General features: G+C 46.9%; 23 protein-coding genes. 6 read left to right on the top strand and 17 right to left on the bottom strand.

Features of this window, described 5'->3' with window-relative positions; genetic code table 11:
• Positions 1 to 30 precede the first annotated feature (30 nt).
• The 12 genes from ACVA54_RS12070 to ACVA54_RS12015 form a co-directional block, all read right to left on the bottom strand.
• Positions 31 to 1,209: an SGNH/GDSL hydrolase family protein gene (locus ACVA54_RS12070; protein ID WP_446617539.1), complete on the bottom strand. Its 1,179-nt coding sequence runs from the start codon at positions 1,207 to 1,209 to the stop codon at positions 31 to 33.
• Positions 1,210 to 1,523: 314 nt separating this feature from the next.
• On the bottom strand, positions 1,524 to 1,655 hold the full coding sequence (locus tag ACVA54_RS12065) for a PEP-CTERM sorting domain-containing protein (protein ID WP_446620130.1): 132 nt from the start codon (positions 1,653 to 1,655) through the stop codon (positions 1,524 to 1,526).
• A gap of 208 nt (positions 1,656 to 1,863) precedes the next feature.
• The gene (locus ACVA54_RS12060) at positions 1,864 to 2,214 is read right to left on the bottom strand and encodes a DUF3147 family protein (protein WP_099079455.1); all 351 of its coding nucleotides are present in this window, start codon (positions 2,212 to 2,214) and stop codon (positions 1,864 to 1,866) included.
• Positions 2,215 to 2,337: 123 nt separating this feature from the next.
• Positions 2,338 to 2,625, bottom strand: coding sequence for a YkgJ family cysteine cluster protein (locus ACVA54_RS12055; RefSeq protein ID WP_099079454.1), 288 nt, complete (start codon positions 2,623 to 2,625; stop codon positions 2,338 to 2,340).
• Between the two features lie 258 nt (positions 2,626 to 2,883).
• On the bottom strand, positions 2,884 to 3,519 hold the full coding sequence (locus ACVA54_RS12050; protein ID WP_099079453.1) for a nuclear transport factor 2 family protein: 636 nt from the start codon (positions 3,517 to 3,519) through the stop codon (positions 2,884 to 2,886).
• Between the two features lie 10 nt (positions 3,520 to 3,529).
• Positions 3,530 to 4,261, bottom strand: a complete 732-nt coding sequence (locus tag ACVA54_RS12045; protein WP_099079452.1) for an SDR family NAD(P)-dependent oxidoreductase — start codon at positions 4,259 to 4,261, stop codon at positions 3,530 to 3,532.
• 12 nt (positions 4,262 to 4,273) lie between these two features.
• A complete protein-coding gene (locus ACVA54_RS12040) occupies positions 4,274 to 5,398 on the bottom strand; it encodes an alkene reductase (RefSeq protein ID WP_446640093.1) in 1,125 nt (374 codons plus the stop codon).
• Positions 5,399 to 5,407: 9 nt separating this feature from the next.
• Positions 5,408 to 6,190, bottom strand: a complete 783-nt coding sequence (locus tag ACVA54_RS12035) for an SDR family NAD(P)-dependent oxidoreductase (protein ID WP_446619369.1) — start codon at positions 6,188 to 6,190, stop codon at positions 5,408 to 5,410.
• 130 nt (positions 6,191 to 6,320) lie between these two features.
• A complete protein-coding gene (locus ACVA54_RS12030) occupies positions 6,321 to 7,934 on the bottom strand; it encodes a FadD3 family acyl-CoA ligase (RefSeq protein ID WP_446617537.1) in 1,614 nt (537 codons plus the stop codon).
• Between the two features lie 30 nt (positions 7,935 to 7,964).
• Positions 7,965 to 9,722: an FAD-dependent oxidoreductase gene (locus ACVA54_RS12025; protein ID WP_119464430.1), complete on the bottom strand. Its 1,758-nt coding sequence runs from the start codon at positions 9,720 to 9,722 to the stop codon at positions 7,965 to 7,967.
• A gap of 31 nt (positions 9,723 to 9,753) precedes the next feature.
• A complete protein-coding gene (locus ACVA54_RS12020) occupies positions 9,754 to 11,475 on the bottom strand; it encodes a class I adenylate-forming enzyme family protein (protein WP_119464431.1) in 1,722 nt (573 codons plus the stop codon).
• Positions 11,476 to 11,488: 13 nt separating this feature from the next.
• Positions 11,489 to 12,577: an MBL fold metallo-hydrolase gene (locus ACVA54_RS12015; protein ID WP_143699939.1), complete on the bottom strand. Its 1,089-nt coding sequence runs from the start codon at positions 12,575 to 12,577 to the stop codon at positions 11,489 to 11,491.
• A 249-nt stretch (positions 12,578 to 12,826) separates the two neighbouring features.
• Between ACVA54_RS12015 and ACVA54_RS12010 the strand changes: the two genes are divergently transcribed.
• From ACVA54_RS12010 to ACVA54_RS11995, 4 genes are all read left to right on the top strand, one after another.
• Positions 12,827 to 14,215 (top strand): spinster family MFS transporter, encoded by a 1,389-nt coding sequence (locus tag ACVA54_RS12010; protein WP_099079445.1) that lies wholly within the window; start codon positions 12,827 to 12,829, stop codon positions 14,213 to 14,215.
• The gene (locus ACVA54_RS12005; protein ID WP_099079444.1) at positions 14,208 to 15,299 is read left to right on the top strand and encodes a Rieske 2Fe-2S domain-containing protein; all 1,092 of its coding nucleotides are present in this window, start codon (positions 14,208 to 14,210) and stop codon (positions 15,297 to 15,299) included. Before ACVA54_RS12010 ends, ACVA54_RS12005 begins: the two co-directional genes overlap by 8 nt.
• A gap of 210 nt (positions 15,300 to 15,509) precedes the next feature.
• Entirely contained in the window at positions 15,510 to 16,709 is a 1,200-nt protein-coding gene (locus tag ACVA54_RS12000; RefSeq protein ID WP_099079443.1) for a ParA family protein, read from the top strand.
• Positions 16,709 to 17,785 carry a ParB family protein gene (locus tag ACVA54_RS11995; protein ID WP_099079442.1) on the top strand — a complete coding sequence of 359 codons (1,077 nt, stop codon included), beginning with the start codon at positions 16,709 to 16,711 and terminating at the stop codon, positions 17,783 to 17,785. The genes ACVA54_RS12000 and ACVA54_RS11995 overlap by 1 nt, the downstream gene beginning before the upstream one ends.
• An 877-nt stretch (positions 17,786 to 18,662) precedes the next feature.
• Here ACVA54_RS11995 and ACVA54_RS11990 read toward each other — a convergent pair.
• From ACVA54_RS11990 to ACVA54_RS11970, 5 genes are read right to left on the bottom strand one after another with little or no spacing between them, the layout of a single operon-like run.
• Positions 18,663 to 19,442: an SDR family oxidoreductase gene (locus ACVA54_RS11990; protein ID WP_099079441.1), complete on the bottom strand. Its 780-nt coding sequence runs from the start codon at positions 19,440 to 19,442 to the stop codon at positions 18,663 to 18,665.
• Positions 19,443 to 19,501: 59 nt separating this feature from the next.
• Entirely contained in the window at positions 19,502 to 20,524 is a 1,023-nt protein-coding gene (dmpG, locus tag ACVA54_RS11985; RefSeq protein WP_446642380.1) for a 4-hydroxy-2-oxovalerate aldolase, read from the bottom strand.
• Between the two features lie 10 nt (positions 20,525 to 20,534).
• Positions 20,535 to 21,437 (bottom strand): acetaldehyde dehydrogenase (acetylating), encoded by a 903-nt coding sequence (locus ACVA54_RS11980; protein ID WP_099079439.1) that lies wholly within the window; start codon positions 21,435 to 21,437, stop codon positions 20,535 to 20,537.
• A gap of 48 nt (positions 21,438 to 21,485) precedes the next feature.
• Positions 21,486 to 22,283, bottom strand: coding sequence for a fumarylacetoacetate hydrolase family protein (locus ACVA54_RS11975; protein ID WP_099079438.1), 798 nt, complete (start codon positions 22,281 to 22,283; stop codon positions 21,486 to 21,488).
• A gap of 10 nt (positions 22,284 to 22,293) precedes the next feature.
• On the bottom strand, positions 22,294 to 23,262 hold the full coding sequence (locus ACVA54_RS11970) for a flavin reductase (protein WP_119464433.1): 969 nt from the start codon (positions 23,260 to 23,262) through the stop codon (positions 22,294 to 22,296).
• Positions 23,263 to 23,510: 248 nt separating this feature from the next.
• On the opposite strand from ACVA54_RS11970, the gene ACVA54_RS11965 reads away from it, so the two are divergent.
• Positions 23,511 to 24,896: a DUF1329 domain-containing protein gene (locus ACVA54_RS11965; RefSeq protein WP_099079436.1), complete on the top strand. Its 1,386-nt coding sequence runs from the start codon at positions 23,511 to 23,513 to the stop codon at positions 24,894 to 24,896.
• 15 nt (positions 24,897 to 24,911) lie between these two features.
• On the top strand, positions 24,912 to 26,471 hold the full coding sequence (locus tag ACVA54_RS11960; protein ID WP_446580777.1) for a DUF1302 domain-containing protein: 1,560 nt from the start codon (positions 24,912 to 24,914) through the stop codon (positions 26,469 to 26,471).
• The last annotated feature ends 135 nt before the right edge of the window (positions 26,472 to 26,606 follow it).

The following is a 26,606-nucleotide window of genomic DNA, read 5'->3' as shown; positions in this document are numbered from 1 at the left end:
AAATGAGAATTTAAATCACCGTGAGTAGTCTCAATATAGTTCATCTGCAATCCTTTTCGCCGCTACCTTATGTCCTTCTCTGGCCATATGCCCATTTGCATCCTGAAAGAAAAGTTTACTCTTCCTATTTTCTTGAACCAGTGACTCTAATAAATCTAAATGGGCAATCTGATGCTCATATAAGAATCTTGTGAGCTGCTTTCGCACTTCATCTTCAGCAGAAAACAGTTGATTCATGATTGGGTAGTTTTCATTGCCAACTGAAAGGTAATGCTCTTTGTAAACACGCTCTTTTGTCGGGAAAACGACCACTTTAAAGGCCATGTTTTTACTAGCGGAAAAGCGTTCCATCTCTAAAATTATCGACTTTAACGCCGTTAAACCTATTTGATTTCTCTCGCGAGATAGATCGAGATTTTTTAGTCTAGGCTTTGGTGTGAATATGGTGCGATTAGCTGTGTTATCAAAATAGATATAACGCTCGCTGCTCGACTCGTTAGTCAACCACCAGTTTTCAACCAACCTTATCCAGTCTCCAACGGCACTCTGCACAATAACGTGATAAAGAAAGCTGTTTGAAGCAAGCCAACGGCGCAAGTTAAATCGATATTGAACGGACGACTTTTCTTGATTATTGCCTCGATTAAAATGAGGGGGCTTCACCGCTATGTCGTCACCTAAATACAAGCTGATAATAACTTGTCTCGGGCTCAGCTGAGTGGCATAAGTTTCAAGCAAATACTGATACTGCCTCACCCCATAGCCCCCCACCGACAAGTTATATATTGGCAGGGCCACATTACTTGCAAGAACTTCAGGCCATGCATCGCGCGCACTAACTGAGACGCCATAGGCAAAAGAATCGCCAATGACGACCGTATCAACCTCAGCGGGTATCGTTTGATTTCGAAAACCCCAAGCATCGTGACCGGCATGAAAGGGTTTTATGTGATACCCCAAACTTTCATGATGAGAAACGTTCGGTGTCAAGAAATTATGGGGTGGGTAAAGCAAACGCAATACACATTCAAAAAGCAAGATAGCAGCTAAAGACCCACCAATCAGAATGCATCCATACTTAACAAACCTATTCAGCTTTGCTCTACGCGGTCTTACCCCAACACTCTGCATTGTCTCTCCTTGGAAATGCATATTGGACAAATGATTGAGCAAGTATTTTCCATTTTGCTCTTCAACAATTAATAACATTGTCAAATGTAAGAATAGCAGCTGATATTAGCTTTGTTGCCTAAATCAAAGATCGAAATAAATCAGCGAGGATTGGCGATGCTGAATTCAGCAGATAGATAAGCCAAGGTAATAAACTTGTTATAGAGCGGTAAGTTAGTCACAACATAAACAAGCTCGTTTCATAGAAGTATGAATGGATGAGTGGATGAGTGGATAAGAGGCCTAGCAATCTCACTAGACCTTTACCAATCATCACTTAACTGTTGGGGGAATGAACCATTGACTCAAAACTGCGGTCTCGCCACGGGTTCTTTGCTCGTATGAGCGAGACGTTACTTTGCCTGACGGCGATGCAACAAGCCAACCCCAAATAGCCCTAAACCAAAGACTGCTAATGAAGATGGCTCTGGCACGACGCCAGTGGGAACAACACCGAATGGTGCACTCTCTTGGCCAACTGTCATCGACAATACGAAATCATCGAAGTCTGCGTCAGCATTGCCTCCGCCGTCATTGTAAAAATAAATAGGCGGTCGAAAAATCTAAGCTGCTTGATTCAGCCTATAACGTGAAGAACGGCACCACAAACGGCATGCGAAGAGTATCGAGCGAGATCCCCTCGATAAAGCGTCTTACTCTTTGTTGAGGAATGTTGCACTTAAAAAAGCTTAGTTACAGCAAATTGATCCCGAATTGTTTCGCTGCATAATGTGTGATCGCAAAGCACGCAATCGACACCACGCAACTAATCAGCATAGTGAGCCAAAACGAATATTTGCTCAGTAGATATGGAAAAAGCAAAAACATCGGTAAGGTTGGCAATACGTACCAAAAGGTAAAAAGCGCATGATTGGAAAGCTGTTCGGTTTCTTGACCTTCGATATACATCCAAATGAGCGCCAATATGGTCACAGTGGGTAATGCTGCGACTAATGCGCCCACTTTGTCACTACGTTTCGCAACTTCAGAAATGGCGACGACAATTGCCGCCGTTGTCAGATATTTGACCACTATCCATAACATTCTTACTTTCCTTTTCCTTGGAACATCAAGCTTACTTTATATCGGTAAAAACGTTGTCCTGATTGTAACTACCTTGGCACGCTTACCATATAATTCTCACAAAAAAGTAATCTGCTGGATTTGTTATGATTTTATCCATTCTTCAACGCACTCGTAAGAGCCCATTTCAAATTCACGACATATCCACGGTCTGTTTTCATAGATAGTACACAGATACGTTTCTCTGTCTAAAGCGGCACACCAGCCATCCGCTAATCTTTTCATCGTCTCACCACCATAACTGTCACGAGCGATAAATTCTTCAGGAACACCGGTGTCAGAGATGATCATCACTTCAAGGCGGCAGCAGCACGCTTTGCAATTCGAGCAGGAGACTTTGGAGGCAAGCGTGTCATTAATTGGTATATTCATAGGTATCTACAATTTAATCAATTGTGCATGATACCTAAAATCTTATACCACTACTCAAAAATTAAAGGGGGTGTTGACCTGTGTATCTCATGAATTGGATATGCTACAAGCGATGACGCCCCAATTAGAGCAGCTTACCTAGCACGAACCCTGAGTCAATCTGAAAAGCATCAACTGATGTTTCACGTTTAAAGTCAACGCGAAACGTCAGTTGTTTAACCTTCCTGAAGCAAGAAAACATCTGGGAAGTATAGCGGATTAGCGAACCCGAATTCGTGGCGTTGGTGCATCGCGTCTCATGGTCAGCAAAAACTGATCAAGAGGTGCTGGTGATGCAACTTGTGGAAAATCGCCTTCTTTTGGTCGGTTACGCCAGAACATTTCCCAAGAAGGAAACAAATCATGAAAAGTGCCATGGTATGGTGCACGGCCTGGCCAACGCATTTTCATATCCCCGATAGGTGGGTGGTTTAGATCACTGGCGTACCAGTAGCAAGGCAACCGACGACGGAAGAACCACTCGCCATTAATGCGCTCGTAGTCATCCCAATATAACATCTGCATGGTCACCCATTCTGCACCTGTCTCATGTTCATTTTTCGAATACACCACGCCAATAGCATGATTATCATCGACAAATTCAATGATATGTTGGCCGATATGATGCGACGTCCCGGTAAATTGCTCGCGCAGTGTTTTGTCAACCCACGCTTTTAGGTGAGCGCGGCCCACTTTTTCTTTACCAACTCTGATGTCTTCTGCGAATAAACCGACATGCGCGTCAAGATCGCGCATGTCGAGAGATAACGCATACTTTCCGGCGAGTTGGCGTATTGCCTCTGTTGACTCAAGTCGATCAACTCGCTGAGTCAATGTTGTATCTGAAAAGGCCATCTTAGTCTCCTTACAAAAATGCCATGCCACCATTGACGGCAATGTTTTGTCCGGTGACAAATTCAGCGTCGTCGCTCGCGAGAAAACTAGCTACTTTGGCAATGTCTTCGCTTTCTCCCATGCGACCAAGCGGAATCGCATTGATCATCTGTTGTGTCCACTCTTCTGGAATGTCAGCCATCATCGGTGTATTGGTTGGCCCTGGGACAATGGTATTGACACGAATACCGCTTGGCGCAAGCTCTCTGGCGATACTGCGTGTTAAGCCCATGACTCCAGCTTTAGAAGCGCAGTAATGGCTTGGGCCCTCCCCCGTCATAGCCGCCGTGCTCGATATGTTAATGATGCTGCCACCCCCTTGTTCCAACATCGCTTTCGCCCCCTCTCGGCAGCAGACGAAGGTTCCGGTCAAGTTAACCGCGATAACTTTTTGCCAATTTTCATCAGGGGTATCAACAAAGCCATCAACGGAGCCAACGCCGGCGCAGTTGATCACGACGTTAACCGGGCCTAATTGCTGCTTGACGATAGCCATCGCGTCTCTGACCGAACCACTGTCAGAAACGTCACACGCGATGCCGATGGCCTTATCACCCAATGCGTCCGCTGCCGCTTGCGCAGCCGAAGCGTTAATATCAATGGCCGCAACTTTGGCACCTTGCTGTGCAAACTGCTTAGCCACGGCTTGACCGATACCTTGCCCTGCACCTGTTACCCATACAACCTGTCCTTGATGTTTCATGTTTATACTCCCTTAATTTGCTGTTTTTAGCGTGACGGGCGGGTAGTCTATATACCCTTCACCGCCCACGGTGTACAACGTTGCTCGATCAAACTTGGCCAGCTGTTGATTGTGCTCAATACGCTCGACCAAGTCCGGATTAGCAATAAAGTGACGAGCGAAGGAGACGGCATCGCCCAACTCATTTTTGATCGCCTGATTGGCAGATTCTGCATTAAAGCCATCATTGAGGATCACTGCACCGGAAAAATACGCTTTTACCAGAGTAAATGCGTCAATGCTCGTCGTTGGTGCTCGCATAACATGCACGTAAGCTAAATTCAAACTACGACACGCTTTTAATAGTGCATTATGGCTGGCAATGGGGTCTTGATCCTGCGTATCGTTGAATTGGTTGCCGGGATTGATTCTTAACCCAACTCTATGACCAAATACATCGCTCATCGCTTGCAAGCATTCAAAAGCAAAACGAGCACGATTCTCAGCCGTACCACCATATTCATCCGTTCTGAGGTTAGTGCCACTACACAAAAACTGCATAGGTAAATAACCGCTGGTACAGTGTAGCTCTACACCATCAAAACCCGCTTTCTTGGCATTGATGGCCGCTTGGCGATGCTCTTCAACCACAGATTTGACTTCCTGCGTTGATAACGCTCTTGGCATATCAAATGGCTGCATTCCAGCCGCATCGGTATACACTTCCCCTTTCGCTTGTATGGCAGAAGGTGCAACCGTTTCGACTTTAGGCGGTTTGATATAGCGGCTTCCGATACGTCCTGCATGCATAATTTGCAAAACGATTTTGCCACCTTTTTGGTGAACCGCATCCGTCACCTTACGCCATGCCTCGATATGAGCATCGGTTTCGATACCTGGCTGACGACAATAGGCCTGGCCAGTCACGCTAGGCCACGTACCCTCGGCAATAATAAGCCCAGCCGACGCACGCTCTGCATAATGCTGAACCATCAACGAACTGGGTGAACCGTCCGGGTTGGCACGATTGCGCGTCATCGGAGCCATAACAATACGGTTGTTTAGCGTAATCTCTCCGAGTGATAACGGTTCGAATAAGAATGGGGCGACAGAATCAGGAGAACGCTCGATGACGTCGTCTTTTAAATGGCTATTCATTGTTGGTCCCTAATCTAACGCGGTAATTAACGTGGCCGCGCGACCACCGTCGACAGGTAAGTTCACTCCGGTGATGTAACTTGCCTCATCACTGGCGAGAAACGCAATCGCAGCGGCCAATTCATGTGGCTGCCCGACACGCCCCATCGGGATCAGTCTTTCTGTTTTCTGCTTTGCTTCTTCATCCGATAGCATGCCCTGTGTTGCCGGGGTTTCAACCACCGATGGCATCACGCAGTTGACTCTGATTCCAAACGGCGCACCCTCAACAGCGGCAGCTCGAGAGAAGTTGATCACCGCCGCTTTTGATGCACTGTAGCCCGACATATAAGCCGTTCCGAGTTCTCCACAGATGGAAGAAAGGTTAATGATGGCACCGCCTCTCTCTTTCATCAGTCGCATAGCGCAGCGCGTTGCCCAAAAAGTACCATCAACGGATGTGGCAAAGTTTGCATGCCAATCCTCTGTCGTCATCTCTTCGATTGCGCCCCAGGTAAATGCCATGGCGTTATTAACTAAGATATCTAACTGACCATAATCTTTCTGTATGCTTTCCAGTGTCTGAATAAGCGACGCTTCACAGCTGACATCACAGGTTCGCGCCTCTGCAACCCCGCCTGTTTTTTGAATGCGCTCGGCAACCTCATTCAATGGCTCGGGCGTACGCCCACAAATGATCACTTTTGCCCCTTGTTGAGCAAAATACTCAGCCGTAGCGGCACCAATACCACTACCACCACCAGTAATAAAAGCCACTTTGCCACTAAGTCGTGGTTGATCCGCATATGTCATAGTTCCTCCTCACCCATAAGGTGATTATTTATAAAGAAAAAGAGGATAAACCCAGGTGTAGAGTGTCAAGAAGCAGGGCTCATCCTATTGGAATAGCACGCATTACGTTTGAATATGCAAGGTGTCGAGATTATTCAGTGCCTAACGCCACTTCGGATTTGAACTGCTGAGCAAGTTCGTTTTTTAAGACTTTATTCGAAGCATTGACCGGTAAGCTGTCAACAAAGCGCACATAACGAGGTACTTTGTAATTCGACATTCTTTCTCTAGACCAACGAATGAGTTCAGCTTCGTCGAGTTCACATCCTGTTTTAACAACAATGAAGGCACAACCCACTTCCCCCATTCGCTCATCGGGTACACCAATGACGGCAGACTGGGCTATCTGATGATTCTCTGCCAACGCTGCTTCAATTTCTGCTGGATAGCAGTTAAAACCACCAACAATAAACATGTCTTTGATTCGACCCGTGATCTGTAGGTTGCCCTCAGGGTCAAGCACACCAAGATCGCCTGTATGTAACCACTGATCGGCATCAATCGTTTCTGCGGTGGCGTGTGGGTCTTGAAAGTATTCTTTCATGACATGGAAGCCGCGAATACACACTTCCCCTGCCTCTCCTTGGGCTAACGCCTGACCTTGTTGGCTTAAAATTGCCACTTCCGTACCTACAATCGCTTTGCCACTGGTTTGTGCGATCACTTCTGATGGCGAGAGTGGATCACATATAGTGGCTAGCCCGCCGCATTCGGTTAGACCATACGCAGTAGTAACGGTTTCTATCCCGAGTGTGGTTCTCATCGACTCAATCAGAACCGGAGGTATCGTCGACGCGCCCGTGACGGCCACTCTTAAACTTGATAGGTCGTAGCGGTCTAGCTTCGGGTGAGCAAGCAAAGATAAGTACAATGTCGGCGGCCCAGGCAAGATGTTAATCCGTTCAGATTCAATCCTATTTAACACGGTCTCGGCATCGAACACTTGTTCAGGTAAAATGGTGGCGCCGGCGATCAAACTCGCGACCCAGCCAGCTTTGTAGCCAAAAGCGTGAAAGAAAGGGTTAATCACTAAATAACGCTCTCCAGGCTTGAGAGCCAGCACTTGGACATACTCTCTGAAAGCGTTAACACAGGCGCTGTGGATACTGACCACGCCTTTTGGTTTACCTGTGGTACCAGAGGTAAACATAAGATCGGAAGCGTCGTTGCTTTCCAGCGACAGTAAGCACTCGAAAAGTCGCTCTTGCGAAACCGTGTTGCCCAAGCGAATTAACGCATCCCATTCGAGCATGTTGTCATTCGGTTCTGCTTGTCTTTCACTCAGGACGATAATCTTCTCCAGACAACTTGGTGCCACTTTCTCAAGTTCTGCCGCATAGTCACTTGAAAGAAAGTCTCCAACACTAAATAACACCTTCGCGCCGCTTCGATGGAGAATGTCTTGCGCCTCATGGGCTTTCATTCTGGTATTAAGTGGCACTAATACCGCGCCTGCCATCTGCAAACCGATCGCGGCTAAAATCCAACGTGCGGAATTAGGTGCCCAGACAGCGACGCGGTCGCCTTTCTGCACTCCTAAGTTTAACAGCCCTTTGGTCACATCAAGAGCTCGTTCCGGTAACTCCGCGTATGAGATGGACTCTTCACCATCACGAATGGCAGTGATATCAGAGTACTTCGCCGCGGCTTCGATCACTAAGCTCGGAATAGTATTTGGCTGAAGAGCAAGTGATAATTTATCCATGTTAATTATCCTTCATCAATGCGATTGTTATTAGGCCACGGTACGTTCGTTTTCTACTGGATTCGTCACGACGACTGACTCGGCAATGTCATGAGCCGCGATATAACCAAATGTCATCGCAGGCCCTAGCGTTGACCCTGCGCCTGGGTAACTTTTACCCATCACAGACGCCGAACAGTTGCCTATTGCATACAAACCTTCAATATGGGTCTGATCTTCGCGAACCACTCGCGCTTTCTCATCGGTTACCAAGCCACCTTTGGTGCCGATATCACCGGCCTGAAGCTTCATGGCGTAATAAGGGCCTTTGTCGATGGATGCCAAGCATGGATTTGGTTTAATGTTTAGGTCACCGTAGTAACGGTCAAACACATTGCCGCCTCGGCCAAAGTCCGAATCGACGCCAGTCTGCGAAAATTCATTCATTCTGGTGACGGTGTCCTTTAACCCATCCCCATCAATACCGATCAAAGCCGCTAATTCGTCGAGGGTGTCTGCTTTCCAGTACAGGTCTTCATTCCAATCTTTTGGCAATCGGCTGTCCGGCATGATTTGCCCGGGCATTAATGGGCCCATCGCATAATTGAATCGGAACTTCGCGTCAAAAATGACCCAAGCAGGAATCGTCTTGCCGTTAGTTTCCTGATTGTTTTGGTACATCGCATGGCCAAATTCCAAATATGGTGCCGCTTCGTTATAAAAACGTTTACCCAGTCCGTTAACCACGATCGCTCCAGGGAAGGCTCGCTCAGCAAACACGCCACGAGATTCCGCTTCACGAGGGACGGAGAAGGTCGGAGACCACCAACACCAATCGAGCAAGTCGGTGGCGGCACCGTGCCGGATCCCCGCCTCTAACGCTGCGCCAGAGTTAGCGTCTTTTGGCGTTGCACTCCACGATTTTTGCGTTGGGGTGGCCAGATACTTTTCTCTGAGTTTTTGGTTTTGCTCAAAGCCACCGCTGGCTAATACCACGCCTTTATTCGCCCATAATGTCGTAGGCTGCCCAGACTGTTTCGCTTGGATACCGGTCACGCGGCCGTGTTCGATGATGAGATCTTCAAAATCGGTATTGAGCAGCAATGGAATATCGCGGTCGAGCATGCCTTTTCGCAGTGATGCGATCAGTGAACTGCCTAAGCCTGCCAAACGATCGCGCTTGCCCTTTTTACGTTGGCGGAAGTCAAATTGATAACGCATCATTCGACGTAGGAGTAACAGTCGCCATCCTCGCTCTCGCGCCATTGCTTTATGCGCATCACGAGCGGTCCAAGCGATCTTTCCCATCAGCAACGTAGAGCGAGATGCTTTACGCATGTGATGAATTTCTTCGCCTAAGCAAGAGGTATCAAATAACTCCGGATCCAGCGTTCGACCACCTGGCAGTGAGCCTGCGAGGTGCGGATAATAATCCGGGTATTTTTCCGCTACTGCATAACGTACTGGCGTATGTTGCTCTAGGTAACGAATCATTTGTGGGGCATTGTCCAAATATGCATCAAGCTTTTTGATGTCCACCTCACCTTGAGTCGACGCTTGCAAGTATTTCAGCGCCAACTCTCGACTGTCACCGCCACCTTTAGCATGAAAGTGGTCATTATTGGGGATCCAAATGCCCCCGCCTGATAATGCCGATGTTCCGCCATATTGATCGGTTTTCTCAATCATCACCACCGACAATCCCTTATCTGCGGCAACAATTGCCGTCGACATTGCGCCCGCCCCCGAGCCTACCACCACCACATCATAACGTTGCTGTGGTGATACTGCTTGTTGTGTCTGTTTCATCCGTAATCCTTTTGGTCACCCGATTTCCAAATCAAAACTCGTTTGTTGCCAGAAGCGCACCGGTCTTCACTGAGAATTCTCGCTTGATCTCTTTTCGCAATAGCTTGCCTGCCGGACTTCGCGGCAATTCACGTTGCAAAATATGAATTTGGGAAGGCACTTTGTAGCTGGCAAGGTGCTCACCAACAAAACTCCTCAGCTGCGCTTCACTGATCTGTTCGTAAGGGGCGAGAGAAACGACTGCAATCACCGCTTCCCCTGTGGTGTCATCTTCAATGCCAAAGACCGCCGCTTCTTTAACTGCGTGATGACGCTGGAGACAAGACTCCACTTCTTGCGGAGACACTTTTTCGCCATTGCGGTTAATCAACTCTTTTAATCGGCCAACGATAAATAAGAAGTTGTCTGCGTTGCGGTAACCTAAGTCACCCGTAGCGAGCCAACCGTCATGCATCACTTCAGCAGTTCCTAGGGGGTTGGCGAGGTATTCTTTCATTACCGATACCCCTTTCAGCCACACTTCCCCAACTTCGTTATCTGGCAGTTCTTGACCAATCGGGTCAACGATTTTTACCTGCATGATCGGTGAAATAACACCAGAACTATCACGATTTAGACGGAATAAATCACCTGACACCGCCGATGCAACGCCATTGCTTTCAGTCATACCGAAACCAATACCAATCATCTGATTCGGCATGACGTTAAAAACATGCTCCATTAGGGACTCGGGCACGCCTGCACCGCCAAAACCCAAACCGAATAGTTGCTCTAATATGGCTTCTTTATCTGGATGCGGCTCTCTAAAAAGCTGCAATAACATTGACGGAGCACAATTGAATTGTGTTACTTCCTCTTTTTTCATCAACTCATAGGCTACCTGAGTATCCCACTTATGCATGAATACCAAACGGGTACCATTTCGCAAAGCAGTTAGAAATTGGGCGTGCAAACCGCTGACGTGGAACAAAGGGACGGCAGATAAAATAACCGCAGGCTTCGCCTTTTCGACAATCCGCTTTACTTTATCCGGGGAACTCATCGCCGATAACGCCGAGATAAAATCAATATTGAACAACGATTGGCACACGGCTTTTTGACTTGAGACAACCGCTTTTGCTCGGCTCGTCGTCCCAGAAGTAAACAAAATCAAAGCAGAGTCATCACTCTCCACTAACGGCATTGGTAAGTCTGCTTGTGGCTTAGGCTCTCGAGCAATCAGTTCTTGATAATCAATCGCCATACCATATTGCTTTTCACTGTCATCAATCACGATAACCGCGCAGTCATCAACCGCCGTCTCACCGTCTAATCGCGCGAATCTGTCTTTGTCACAAACGAGGACAGCTGGCTGAATATCTTCTAAAGCCGCTTGCAGCTCTTCCTTACGACCAAAACTGTTTAACGGCGCAGGAATCGCTCCGAGACGTGCCGCTGCACAAAACGCGACCGCCCACTCCGGCCGGTTTCGACAGGCAATAGCGACGACCGAGCCCTGTTTAATACCACGTTGTAACATCCAACTGGCCAGACGATCGAGTTCATCAAAAAAGCGTTGGAAGCTCCAGCGGTCCTGTTGGTAAACCATAAAACATGAGTCATCCTCGCGCCTTGCTGTTTCGATCACCTGCGGTAAGCTCTGCGGTGCATTGCAATAAGAGAACAAGCCTTTGTTATCCTGTTGTAACGCAAATGGGCTCTCTTGTGCCGTCAGTTGTGACACTAGCTGGCTAATTTGGACATCCTGTTCCATAGACCAATCTCCTTTATGTAAGCGAATCGATAGCATAAAAAGGACGGTATGTGATCACGCCCCCATCTGTACTAAATTGTTTTTCTATTTTTTGTTCAAATTGTAAATAGTTCACGTGTGCCGCTGTCTCACCTAACGCGAGCATGGTATTCATCGCGCTCATTTCTCTGGTAAACAAGCTACGCATGATTTCATATAAATGGCATGTGCCGTTATTTTGTACGACGTCTAGCGTTTGTTTAAGCCGCCTCTGATGAAGGGCATATATCGCATTAGTCCGCTGATGCAGACCGAAAAACACACCACCGTGAGCGGGTAGCACCATCGTATCACTAGGCAAACCGTTTAATTTCGTTAATGACGCCAACCAGCCACGCAACGGGTCAGCTTGGGGCTCAATTTCATTGACGAATACGCTACTGCTGATTTCTGGTAGCAGTTGATCACCAGCAATCAATAAACCATCCGTGGCATTATAAAGACAGACATGTTCTGGTGAGTGGCCTTCTCCGATGAGAACATGCCATTCTCTTCCCCCAATCTGAAACACATCACCTTCGCGAACGCGGCAATAGTTTGGGGCATAAAGACTGGATAATGGATCCATTTCAATCAGGGACAAGATATTATCAATGAGCGATTCTGGTACGCCTTGCTGACGATAAAACGGTTTTAAGTGCGTGTTGACGCGCTTTTTCTTCGAATCCGCTAGCGTCCTCATCAAAAAATATTCTCCCGCAGACATATAAAGAGGAATATCGAAGGTTACCATCATCCACTTAGCCAAACTGGCATGATCATAATGAAAGTGGGTACAAATTAGTCCTTTTAGTGGCTTTTTAACTAACCACTTATCGACAATCTCCCGCCAAATTTTCTTGACCATTGGGGTCGCAAGCCCCGTATCTACGACATACCAGCCGTCGAAATCTTCTAACAAATAGATATTTATGTGATCGAGCCCCAAATCCATCGGCATACGGACTATATAAACGCCAGGTACGATAAGAGTTGGCTCACCGACAGATGGAGAAGCCATAGGATAGCTCAGTTCAGTCGCATGAGACTTGGTATGTTCTGGAGCCGAACGTTCAACTGTCACCCTAAATTCTCCCTCTCTTATTTATCCCAAAAACAGACGTTACCAAAATGTAAACAAAATACGCAGAATGCAATACGTCCAAAAGGACGATGTTTAAAATTACAAACTCTCTATCTTCTATCTACAACAAAGAGACTCAATGTCATGAGGCTCGTTCTCATTGACTTAATGCGTAAGTTGTCACGCACGATGTTTTAAACAAGGGCCACCGGAGCATCCCGATGGCTTTCTCACTGATAGGAGAGAAGTATGATTCCGTCATCTACGAGTACGGTTAACTGGCGTACCCATACAACGTTATTGCTCCTCGCTCTGATTTATGTATTTTCTTATATTGACCGTAACGTCATTGCGATCCTGATTGAGCCAATTAAACAAGAATTTGGCGCATCAGACACCATGATGGGGCTACTTTCTGGCCTCGCATTTGCCACCGTTTATTCACTGCTTAGCCTCCCCCTTAGTCATTTCGCTGATAAAGGCGTTAACCGCCGTAACATGGTCGCGATTTGCTGTGGATTGTGGAGTATCGCCACTGTGCTGTGTGGCGCGGTGCAAAGTTTTTGGACAGCATTACTCGCTAGAATGGGCGTCGCGGTCGGTGAAGCCGGAGGTATGGCACCTTCGATTTCAATGCTTTCAGAACTGTACCCAAAAAATCGCCGTTCATTGGTGATCAGCATCTTTATGATGGGTCCACACCTTGGTCTGCTATTAGCCATGATCATCGGCGGTTGGATCGCACAAGAATATGGCTGGCGAACGGTATTTTTTGTCTTTGGTGCACCAGGTATTTTACTCGCCGTTTTACTCTACTTTTTCGGTGTCGAGCCTAAACGCAACATAGAATCGCAGCCGACAACTGCGCAACCTCATCATTCACTGCGTTCGCAATTGTCCTCTATTGTGAAAACACCTGGCTTCCTAATGCTAGCCATCGGTTGTGCACTAGCCGGAACGGCGGGTTATGGCTATGTCATTTGGGCACCAACCTATTTGGTACGTACACAAGAGATGTCTTTAGCCAGTGCCGGCTTGATATTCGGCATTGCTAGTGGTGTAAGCGCCTGTATCGGCAGTATATTCAGTGGCGTCGTTTGTGACCGCTTGGTGCAAAAACATTTCCGCTGGCAAATTCTATTCCCAATGCTCGGGATTTTACTTAGCTTTCCAGCAGGCATCGCACTGATCCTATGGCCAGCTGACGTGAGCATGGAATTGATGGGGTTTGCGATCTCACCAAGCTTCGTCTTCATCGGGTTGTTTGCGTTTTTTAATTCATGGTGGCCAAGTCTCTCTTATGCGGCAGTCAGTCAAATTGTTGGTTCCACACAACGTGCGAGTGCAGCTGCGTTACTTAACTTATTCCTAACTCTGTTTGGCGCCGGCCTAGGCCCACTTATCACTGGTGGTCTTAGCGACTACTTTGGTGACAACGGGTTGGCTGACGCACTTCTTATTACGTTTTCTTTGTTCTTGATTTCTTCCTGTTTTTATCTACTCGCGTCTTTTTATTACCGACCAGTAGACGAAGACAGCACGACAACGAACGACAACATGCACACATCGACAAGTGCGCCTAACACAAAACAGAATCTAACTGAGCCTAATTATCAACAAGGAGAAAATCATGGCTAAAACCGAAGACTACCGCCTAGGGGAATTTACCTTCCCACGTGGCTGGTTCATGATCGCGACTTCTGAGGATATCAACCAACCGAAACCCCTTGCGGTTCGATTTTTTGGCCGTGATTTCGCTCTCTATCGTGGTCGTGCGACGGGTCGCGTCGTACTACTTGACGCTTACTGCCCGCACATGAAAACACACCTTGCGGCAGAGAATGACACGTCATACGTAATTATCGATGGTGGAGGTACCAACATCGATGGCGATGGTATTCGTTGTCCTTACCACGCATGGCGCTTTGGTCCAGATGGTAAAGTAGACGATATTCCTTATCATGACGGCCCGATCCCAAAAACAGCGTGTGTTAAGTCTTGGCCAGTGGTTGAAAGCATGGGAGCCATCTGGGTCTGGCACGATCCTGAAAATGGTGATCCAGAGTGGGATCACCCTTCTCTGCCTCAGTGGGATGATGAATCTTGGGTTCAATGGAAATTTGATGACCTAGGCGAGCTAGAGCAGCACCCTCAGGAAGTCATCGATAACATTTGTGATTATGGTCACCTTAGCCCGATTCATGGATCAACCGTACAACGATACGAAAATGAGTTTATAGGCTATAAAGCGATTCAGCGTCAATGTGGTCCTCACCGTACGCTGGTTGGTGAAGATGGCGTTAGCCCTATTCTGCACACCACGACAACTTATCATGGTCCAGGTGTGTTGCTTTCTGATCTAACGGGATACTACGAGTCGGTGCTAATGATTGCCCATACCCCGGTTGACGACGGTAAGGTGCATGTGTGGCATGGTCTACTTGTGAAATCGCCAAGCGGTAAAGAGAAAGCAAGCGTGGAAGATGTGATTTCTGCACGTCAATTCCAAGAAGCAAGTAAGCTTGCATTTGCTCAAGACTTTGAAGTATGGACAAACAAGGCGGCATGTCTGAATGGTCTATTCTTGCCAAGTGACGGTCCGTTCATGAAAGCACGTATCTGGTATAAGCAGTTCTATAACCCTAAAGCACGTAAGCAAGAATTCTTAGATAAGTGTGAAGGTGTTTATGTGCCGAAAGGCGCAACCCCATACAGCGAGTAAACTCTCCTCACAATAGCCTTTGTCTACCAAGATGAAGGCTATTGGGATCCCCCTCCGCCATGATCTTCACTGCGTTTTTTCTGCTCCCCAATTTCCTTTCTCACAGACCAAACATATCTACGTCCCATTTTTTCATTTATACCTCAATTTTAACTACCACACTCAAAAAATAAGGGATATACTTATTGCCATTACGAGGTGGAGAAAGATATGGACACTCAACAAACAACAACAACGTTTCAATCGCTAAAAGATGGCGCCGACGCCTATATCAAGCGCCGTAACCTGCGCCTTTTGGCTAATCATCGTAAAGAATTACGTAACTTTACTCGCGCAGAAGCCTCAACATACCTTGATATCGACGCAAAAACCTTAGACAAGTATGTCGCTGCAGCCGATATTGATCCACGTCGTCATGAAGACTCTCAATGGAACATTGATATTGAGGAGATGTATCGTGTGCGTGATTTATTACCAGAAGCGTTGCGTAAAGAAAGCAAATTCATCCGAAGCGACGTGCAAAAACTTCAGGTGATTGTGATTCAAAACCAAAAAGGTGGTGTGGGTAAAACAGTGTCCGCCGCAACCATCGCATCAGGCCTCGCGACTGAGTTTCACCAAGAGTATCGCATCGGTCTTATCGATATGGACGGTCAGGCAACGCTCTCTATGTATTATGCGCCGGAAGCCGAGCTGGAAGGCAATCTATCGGTTGGCGATCTCATGATGCGCAATTTTGAGTTGGATGAAGGTGAAACGTTCGATCAAGCAGTGTCTGACGCATTCCTTACGACCACTATTCCAAACCTGCGTATTTTACCCGCATCACAAACTGACCGAGCGATCGAAGGTTGGTTTCACGAGCAGGTGTTCGGCCACAAGTTGGCTTCACCTTACTCTATTTTGAGCGATATCATTGATGCGGTTCGCGATGAGTTTGACATCATCATTATCGATACGCCACCGTCGCTTGGCTATGCCACTTACAATGCTTACTTTGCAGCAACCAGTGTGGTGTTCCCATTATCCATTACAGAAAATGATATTGATGCGACGTGTTCCTACTTTAGTTACATCCCTCAAGTATGGGCGCTATTGGCCAATGCCAACCACGAAGGTTATGACTTTATGAAAATCATGCTGACGAACCATCGTGATAGCTCAACCACAACCGAGTTGATGAACAGCTTGTATGACAACTTTGCACCGTACATTTATTCAAAAGAATTTAAGCACAGTGAAGCGGTTCGTCAGGCTTCTTCACTACTCTCTACCGTTTTTGACATGTCAAAAAGTGAATACCCAAAAAGCAAGGCGACTTTCCAATCAGCGCAGCAAAATAGTTACGAGGTAACAAGCCAAATCTTGCGTGATATTGTGAATGTATGGCGTGAACAGGAGCAAGCGTAATGGCGAAAAAACGTGGCGGTAGCCCTCTTGGTAATGCAGTTGGCGCAGCTCAAGCGCAACAAGCAGCAGCGGAATCAAACCTAACCTCTTTGACTCATCAACTGACTAATGAGTTGGAAAAAAGTGGACGCTCTGCAGCTGAGTACTTACAAAAACAATTTGGCATTGAGTCAGTTGGTCAAAGCATGCAGTGGCAATTGGCTTCTGGTCAGTCAGCGCACTTCAACGAAGTGATCTTCTCGTATGAGCAGGTTCGCGACGATACTTACGTTACTTTTGATGTCAATGGCCGAGATCAGTCGTTATTAACTGAAGAATCACTACAAGACCTTAACTCGCTCGAGTTTCAGCAATTTTACCCAGCAGTGGGTCGTGAGATTGATGGCAAGCTTGACATTTTAGATGGTTCCCGTCGCCGAGCGTGGTTTTTGCTCCAAGAGGGTCGCGTAAAAGAGTTTCGCATTCTGGTTACTCAGGACGACATTTCGATTGCGGATGCTAAAGCGTTAGCAAAGCAACTACAAACCGCGAAAGAACACAACCTACGAGAGATTGGTAAGCAGTGTGTCGCCATTCAACAAGCCAATGAGGGCATAACCCAAGCAGAAATTGCTGCGCAGGTTGGGCTCAGTCAAGCTGGTGTGAGCAAAGCCATCAAAGCAGCGAGTGTTGATGACAACCTAGTCAAACTGTTCCCTGTGGTAAATGCCCTCTCCCACCCAGATTACACCTTACTTGATAAGGTGATGAAAGCGTGTGGTGATGATGTAAACTTAACGGAATTTGTCCGCCGTATTGGCAAAAAAATTGTCAATATTCAGGCTGAATATTCCACTCAAGATCAGAAAGACGTGATCATTTCCGCTATCAAAGCTGAGCTTAAAATCACAGAAGCAAAACAAGAAAAAGACAAGGCAGAAGTGATGACACTGGCACAGTTCAGTAACAAAAGTATGTTTGCTCGCAAGCGAGTCAAAGGGCGTAATTTCTCTTATGAGTTTTCACGTCTACCTAAGTCGCTGCAGGATGACCTTGATCATGCAATTGCCCAAGTTCTAGAAAAACATCAGGGATAAATAGCCTCCCCTCCCCCTACAGCACAGAGCCAGTCCCAAAAGACTGGCTTTTTGTTGGTGTGTATATCGCCAATCTTCTATGCCAGTTAATCTATATGGCTCACTTATTCGCGTTTAAGCCTGCAAAGAACGTCTCTCTAAATAGACACCGTCTCCACAACGTCACCGAACTGCATAACTTGCTACACATAAATTGAGTGAGTACAGCATCATGCGTAGTCTCATGGTCATCAGTCCTCCTTTGACAATGTATGAGTCAGCAGAAAGATACCCAAAGTAAGAAGTCACGATAAAAAACGTTTTAACTTGATTGATCATATCAACCATTATGGTCATGCCTTGGTTGGGTTATGCCAAAAAACAAGCAATATCGGCATCAATGGACGATGAAGACATCGAGTGGGGAAGCTGCCCGCCTTTCTTTCCTGATGAATGTCTAATAGCCGTTCTGCATGGTGAGCCGGGGAAAACAAATGCCGATATCTAGGTCAAAATTACTAGTGGCTAAAAAAACCTGCCTATTGGGATACATCAGCAGAGAGGATGGTTTTAATTTCAAGCGAACTTAACGTCACTTATCAGGGGCAAGCCCCTATCAGCCTAAAAATGGGAATGTACGCATATGGTCCAGCGAAAGCGGTCCATCAAGGATGAGTGTATCAGTCAGACTGCATGTATATTGGCCATTGTCTTTGAAGCGCCTGTCGATGCACATGAGCATAAATCATCAGCTCTAGGAGTGAACAACGTCATAGATCTGTTATGAATATGGTACTTGAGATTTTCTATTTTGCTCGTTTGAACAAATAACAAGGCCGTCATTCATAGTATGAATGACGGCCTTCATTGTTGGTGATAGCGTTAAGGCTCGCTTAAGTTAAAACTGTTTAGCTCGCATCATGGCATCCATACCGCCATCAACAAATAGCACGCTACCATTCACAAAACTCGCCTTTTCAGAAACCAAAAACGAAACAGCATTAGCAATTTCTTCCGGTTGACCATTGCGCCCCATCGGCGCGACGAAGTTTTTCACCGCTTCGCCAAATCGAGGATCATCTTTTGATGCTTGATGCAGTGGCGTTTCAACCGCACCTGGCGCAACAATGTTGACGCGGATACCTTTGTTCGCAACAGAAACCGACCATTTACGAGCCCAGGCAGTCACTGCATATTTTGATGCAGCGTAAGCTAAATGGGTTGAGCCCATCATTTCAGCAATGTGGTTCGCTTTCTCTTCATCAGAATCAAACATCGCTTGTGCAAGCTCTGCCGTTTCTTGTTGCTGATGTGTCGACGCGACTGACCCGATCACAACCACGGATGCTTTTCCGACTTTTGTCAAAGATTCCGTTAGTCCTTCAATCAACTCAGTAACACCAAAATAGTTAACGCCAACAATTAAAGACGTCGACGGTGCAGTAACACCAACACCGGCACAGCAAATGATGCCATCAAGCTTACCGTCACATAGACGTGTGATTTCATTAACCGCTGATCGACGACCCGATATTGTCGCTAAATCTGCTGCGATTTTTGTAAAGTTGTCGTCCGTATTTCTATCGATACCGATAATAGAATACCCTTCAGACGCCAACATTTTGCAAACCTCAGCACCAATACCTGATGCTGAACCTGTAACTGCAATTGAGGCCATAACTGCTCCCTAGTTAATCGTTATTTTTCCAACCCAAATAAACTATTGCTTGAGTGTGACTACGCAGATTGTTTTGCCATTGTCATAGCGGTGTCGTCAATCATATCTTCTTGACCCCCTACTGTACCCTGACGCCCAAGTTCCATCAAAATATCACGGGCAGGCACTCCGAATTTTGCTTCAGCACGCTTAGCAAACAGTAGGAATGACGAGTATACGCCCGCATAGCCAAGCGTCAGCGCATCACGGTCAATTCGGATCGGCTGCTCCATCATTGGCGTAATAATATCTTCTGCCACATCCATTACTTTATACAGGTCAACACCATGACGAATGTTCATGCGGTTCAAGACAGCAACCATCACTTCTAGTGGCGTGTTACCTGCGCCAGCACCGAGGCCCGCAGCAGAGGCATCAATACGCTTCGCACCGGCTTCGATTGCCGCAAGAGAGTTTGGAATGCTCATCCCCAGGTTGTGGTGGCCATGGAAACCAATTTGCGTTTCAGGGTTGAGTGAATCTCTTAGCAACGCAATGCGTGAAGTGACATCCTCTGGCAACATGTAGCCTGCTGAGTCCGTACAATAGATGCAGTTTGCACCGTACGACTCCATTAATTTTGCCTGCTCTAACAGCTTTTCCGGTGACGCCATGTGAGCCATCATCAAGAAACCGACAGTGTCCATGCCCAGTTCGCGCGCTAAACCAATGTGCTGCTGTGATACGTCCGCTTCGGTGCAGTGGGTCGCAACACGGATTGTGCACACTCCAAGGTCATGCGCCATACGCAAGTGATCAACAGTACCAATACCCGGCAATAGCAATGCGGATACTTTGGCCTGCTTCATTTTTGGAATAACCGCCGTCAGGTACTCTTCATCTGTGTGCGCAGGAAAACCATAGTTCAAAGACGCACCACCCAGTCCATCGCCGTGCGTCACTTCAATCAGAGGTACGCCCGCTTCATCTAAATTAGTCGCCACTGCAACCATTTCATCAACTGTGATCTGATGACGTTTTGCATGCATGCCATCACGAAGTGACATTTCGTGTAGAATGACATCTCTATTTTCAAAATTCATGGTTCACTCCTTATACGACAGCCGATGATTCAATGTTCGCTAACAGTTCAACAGCGAGCATTTCTGCCGTTCTCGCTGCAGATGCGGTCATAATGTCAAGGTTGCCGGCATATTTCGGCAAGTAGTCCCCTAACCCTTCCACTTCCAAGAAGATCGACACTTTGTTGCCATCAAAGATTGGACCGTTCTTCAGTGTGTACCCTGGTACGTAGCGCTGAACTTCTGTAATCATCGCATGGACAGACTCAGTGATCGCCGCTTGGTCGGGCGCTTCCTTAGTCAAGCAGTGGATCGTATCGCGCATAATGAGCGGAGGCTCGGCCGGGTTAATAACGATGATCGCCTTACCGGTGTTTGCCCCACCGACTTCTTCAACGGCACGCGCCGTGGTACGAGTAAACTCATCAACGTTCTGACGTGTACCTGGACCAACTGAGCGGGAAGAAACCGTTGCAACAATTTCACCGTATTCCACTTCCTGTACTCGCGATACCGCTGCAACCATTGGAATGGTCGCTTGGCCCCCACACGTCACCATATTGACATTCATGATCGAGCTGGCCATTTTCTTTAAATTCACTGACGGTACACAATAAGGACCAATCGCCGCTGGCGTGAGATCCACCATCACAACACCCAGTTCATTTAGTTTGCGAGAGTTTTCTGCGTGCACATAAGCTGACGTGGCATCAAAAGCAATTTTGATCTCGTCCTCTTTAACATAAGGAAGCAAACCATCGACACCTTGAGCCGTAGTTTTTAGCCCGGCATCACGAGCGCGAGCTAGGCCCTCTGACTCAGGATCAATACCAACCATCCAAACTGGTTCTAGCACGCCACTGCGTTGCAATTTATACAGTAAATCTGTGCCAATATTCCCTGAACCGATCAGAGCACATTTGATTTTACTCATTTACTAATCCTTCATTTTTATCTAATTCGAAATTTCCATTGCAATGACTTACTCGGCAAAGCTGATGCTCGCTTTTCCTAACCCTTCGATTTCCATATCAAAACGATCACCAACTTTCGCATCAATTAATGGTGCCAATGCACCCGAAAGAATAATTTCGCCCTTTTTGAATGGAATGCCGTATTCACCTAAAGTATTTGCCAACCAAGCGACGGCCTCCGCTGGATGACCTTGAACCGCACTGCCTAAACCGAGAACCGCAAGCTCACCATTGTGGTAAACCTTCATTTGGGCCAACGCTAAGTCGACCGTACGTGGATCAACGCGTGACTCGCCAATGACAAACACACCACAAGATGCGTTATCAGCCACTGTATCAATGATGCTGATCTGCCAATTTTCAATTCGAGAATCAACAATCTCAAAGCAAGGTGCAACCCATTCGGTCGCCTCGATAACTTGCTCTGCCGTCACACCTGGGCCGATCAGATCCTGCTTGAGACAAAAAGCAATTTCTCCTTCAGCGCGCGGTTGAATCAACTTAGCCTGCGCTAAACTGATTTCACTGCCATCTGGATAGTGCATGCTATCAGTAAGAAACCCAAAATCTGGCTGATGAACATTAAGCATCTCTTGCACCGCTTTACTGGTAACGCCGATTTTTTTCCCGATCACGACTTCACCATCCTGGGCTCTCTTCTCTAACGCATGCAGCGAGATTTGGTACGCATCATCTATCGTGAGTAAGTGACTCTCCTCACCAGATACCAAAGGGGCGATGGTCTTACGTTGGCGTAAAGCTTGATATAATTGCTCGCCATATTTTTCTATTGCAATATTGCTCATAAACCATTCCTTAAGATGCGTTCGCCCATAAATCTGGTAGGCCGGGGTCGGTTTGCTGGATCAGGCGTTTTAAAATGACTTTCAACGCCATCACATCGCCTTCGCCTAGTTGTGAGACCATTTCCTGTTCAATCACTTTGGCTTCGGAAATGTGCAGCAATGCGGCTTGGTGACCGTTTTCCGTCAGTACGTATCGGCCGTCAATCTCTCGAACCGCGCCCTGCTTGACCAGCTCATCCATATGCTGAGTTTCAATTTTTTGGCCGGTATAATCGACATGTGCATTAATTTCGTTCAGTCCAATATCGTCCTGAATCGCCAACACCGATAAGGCAAAGAAGTGCATCGCCGTGATGCTTTGCTCTTTAAGGGTTTTTTGCATTCTACCTAACATTTGAAAATGAGCTCGCCCCAAAAGGTAACCCAGTAAATCTTCACTGTAGCTGCATTCTAATGCCTCACTCGCCGATGAAAGTTTTAGCTCCTGCCACGGTTTTTTCGCAGTAACCGCATATTGGCCTGACTGGAATGCCAGAGGAGGCAGGTCTTGTTGGTCAAAAGCGATCACTTCGCCGATAAAAATGATGTGGTCCCCGCCGTCATGCGTAAACGCCGTACGACACTGAAAACGCGCCGTACACTGCTGAAGCAACGGTGCGTCCGAGACACCTTTATCCAGTTCTAGCCCTGAAAACTTATCCTCACCTTTCGAAGCAAATCGGTTCGATAGTTCTTGCTGAGCTGACGACAACACGTGAACGTTCCAATGTGTTGCTGACGTAAATGCCGGTACACTCAGCGCAGTTTTAGCCAGACTCCAAAGTACCAACGGTGGATCAAGCGAAACCGAATTGAAGCTGTTTGCGGTTAGGCCAACCGCTTGTCCTTCACCATCTCGAGTCGTAATGATGGTCACGCCCGTGGTGAATGTACCTAAGGCGTTACGGAGCGCCTTAGGATCGATATTCGATTGCTGCATCAGCTCTTCCTCTCTACAAAAATGAGTTGTCTTTGACCCTGTCATTATTGAAAGGAACGTGGCGACCTCCATCGTCAATACGGACTACAGTTTATGACGCATAGATTTAGCTCCTAGTCCCAATAGACGATTCCGTTCCGTAGTGCTTCGAAAATAATCATTCTGTGATACTCAAACAAAAACACTTCGATGTACTGATTAACGGTGATAAAGCACGGATAACAGGTGAAGGAACAAAGGAGAGAAGCATGAAATACCAGAAAGGATTCCCCGCTCTACTAGCCAGTATGCTACTGGTACCATCGACCTCAGTATTGGCTAAGGTGTCGCAAGAAGAAGCGAGCCAATTGGGCAACGCATTAACTTGTACCGGCGCAATTGCAGCTGGCAATGAAGCAGGGACTATCCCAGCGTATTCAGGCAAATGGCTAGGAAAGCCAGAGCATGTCGATTATGAGTTAAACGTGGGTCAACCACTCGTCGACCCATACAAAGATGATAAACCGCTCTATGTGATTGATGGCCAGAACTTCAATGACTACGCGGACAAATTGTCTCAGGGACAAATTGCGATGTTCAAGCAGTACCCAGATACGTTTAAAATGCCCATCTACCCAGGTCGTCGCGATTTCCGTTATCCAGATGACGTTTGTGTGGCGATTAAGAAAAACGCCGTTGACGCTGAGCTGATCGACGATGGTTTTGGTTTTTCCGGCTACAAAGGTGGCGCACCATTCCCTATCCCTGATCTTAGCCAACCAATGCAAATCTATGCGAATCAGACTTTTCCACACCGTCCTTACACTTACAACACCACTCGCGATGTCGCTGACGTCAGTTCTACTGGATCAATTGCCTGGGCGCGTACCATCAATAAGGGCCTCGACATGACGAACCACCCGGATGAGGTAGGTAAGCCGATGGAAGGTGTAATGGCTTACAGCTTTGTGTCCTCAATTTTGCCAACACGCCAAAAAGGTAATGCAACAGTGACTTCTGAGCCAGTTAACTTTGCCCGTGGTAAACGTCTAGCGTGGACTTACAACCCAGGTACTCGTCGTGTTCGTCAGCTGCCTGAGTATGGTTTCGATACCCCATTAACAGGCACATCCGGCAAGCTAACGCTTGACTCGGATCGCCTAATGAACGGCTCGCCTGAGCGCTATGAGTGGAAAGCATTTGAGCGCCGTGAAATGTACATCCCGGCCAACGCCTACCGAGTACACCAAGATGATGTCACCTATGATGCGCTTTTAACGAAAAATCATGCAAACCCTGATTTTATGCGCTACGAGCTCCGTCGTGTTTGGGTGTTAGAAGGCAACCTTAAAGACGAGTACCGTCATAAATATGGAAAACGTGTGATGTACATTGACGAAGATACTTGGCATGCCATTGCCAGTGATTTTTATGACACCCGTGGCGAACTAGTTCAATACGCTTACATCAACTACTACTACGCGTTTGATGCCAAAGCTTATGAGGCAGGTTCAAGCTTCTATCACGATCTGAAAAGCGGAGGTTATGTAGGTTACAACCTGTTTCAAGAACGTGGTATTGCACCAATTCTAAACAAAGGTAACTTCACGGCTAACAACTTTACGCCAGCCGCACTGCGCCGTCTGAGCCATTAATAGGAGAGCAGAAACGTGAAACTGACAACCAATTATAAAAAATCTGCTCTCTGGTTAGCACTATTTGCTTCTAGTTCGCAAGCTGGAGAAACCATCAATCTAGGCAATGATGCCACGTTGGATTGGAAAGGAACCATCACTTATTCCGCTGGTATGCGCTTAGAAGAGCCCGATCCAGTATTGGCATATAACCCAAAAACAGGGAAAGGGTCAGTCGGCGACAGTAATTTTGACCAGTACGACATGATCGGTAATGGTCTTTACCTGTTACTCGAAGGGCATTTGAGATGGGATAACTTTGGTTTTGTTGCCTCTGCAAGTACTTTTTACGATCATGTTTATCAAAATGATAAATTTTCTCACGATGCACAGAAATACAGCGGTGGTTACACCCGCCTACTCGATTTTTATGGCTACACTTCTTTTCCATATGGTGAATACGGCTATGCGGATATTCGCGTAGGTCGCCATGTAGTTGCATGGGGTGAGGGATTATTTTTTCCTAGCATCTCGCTAGCGCAAGGACCGACCGATGCGATTAAAGCCTCCGTTCCGGGTACAGAAGTAAAGGAAATACTTCTACCTGAAGACCAGGTTTCGATGCAGCTAGAAGTCACCCCAGAATTGTCTCTACTTGCACAATGGCAGTTTAATTGGCAAGAAACATTGGTTCCTGAGCCAGGTACCTTTTTCAGTACCTCTCAAGCGGTTGGTGAGGGGGCAACATGTTTAACCCAACCTCCGGGCGAACCTTGTGTTGTCGCCTCTCGCGGGGCTAATATCGAGCCAGGTAAAACCGACCAGTGGGGCATTGGTACTCGTTATCGCGTGACCGATGTATCAGAAGTGGGCTTGTACTACCTCAACTATTCCGACCGTATCCCGCTCGTTGAAACTCAGTATAGCCTTGTTCCTGGTACTCCAGGGAAATACAATATCATTTATTTTGATGATATTAAACTATACGGTTTAACCTATTCAACCAATGTGGGCATTGCCTCTATTGCGGCGGAAGTTTCATACAAAGACGGCGCACCTGTGTTCGTTGAAGGTGCTCTGTTTGGGAACGCCGTACCCCTTGCGTCTCGAGGCGAAGTGTTGCAAACCAATTTAAACACCATTGTTAACTTTGGTCGCAACGCCATTGCGGAATCAGTCAACCTTACGGCAGAAATCGCCTACGTTGATATTCTTGATGCAGATAAGCGCAACATCGCCGGAATTCCGCCTAGCCTACCAAACCCTGAAAGTGATAAAGTATATTATGATGATCATAGCCTAGCAGTTGCGGCAACACTGATCCTATCTTACCCTAGTTTCTCTGAAGGGTGGGGGCTATCCATCCCTATCGGTTATACCGGCCAGATTTCAGGGCGCACGCTTACCGGTGGTGTGGGCGGTGAAGGCGACCATCGTGCACGAGTCGGTGCTGAGTTGACTCACAACGAATCCAATATTCTATTAACTCTTCAATATGCTGGATACTTTGGTAATCCAGATGTTGGTGACCCAATTAAAGAACGTCCTTTAAGTGATAGAGACAACATCTCTTTTACCGCTAAATACGCATTTTAATGAGCATAAAATGGAGGCGATAACGCCTCCATTTTTTTATTCAACGTCACGTCAATGTCTGTCCTTAATTCCGTCAACCACATTGCATTTCCCACTAATTAATCGGCGACCACCGACGCATTTAAACTGAAAAAT

Source organism: Vibrio sp. PNB23_22_6, from assembly GCF_052877535.1.
The sequence above is the reverse complement of the archived record's forward strand: the minus strand, read 5'-3'. Positions and strand labels throughout refer to the sequence as shown.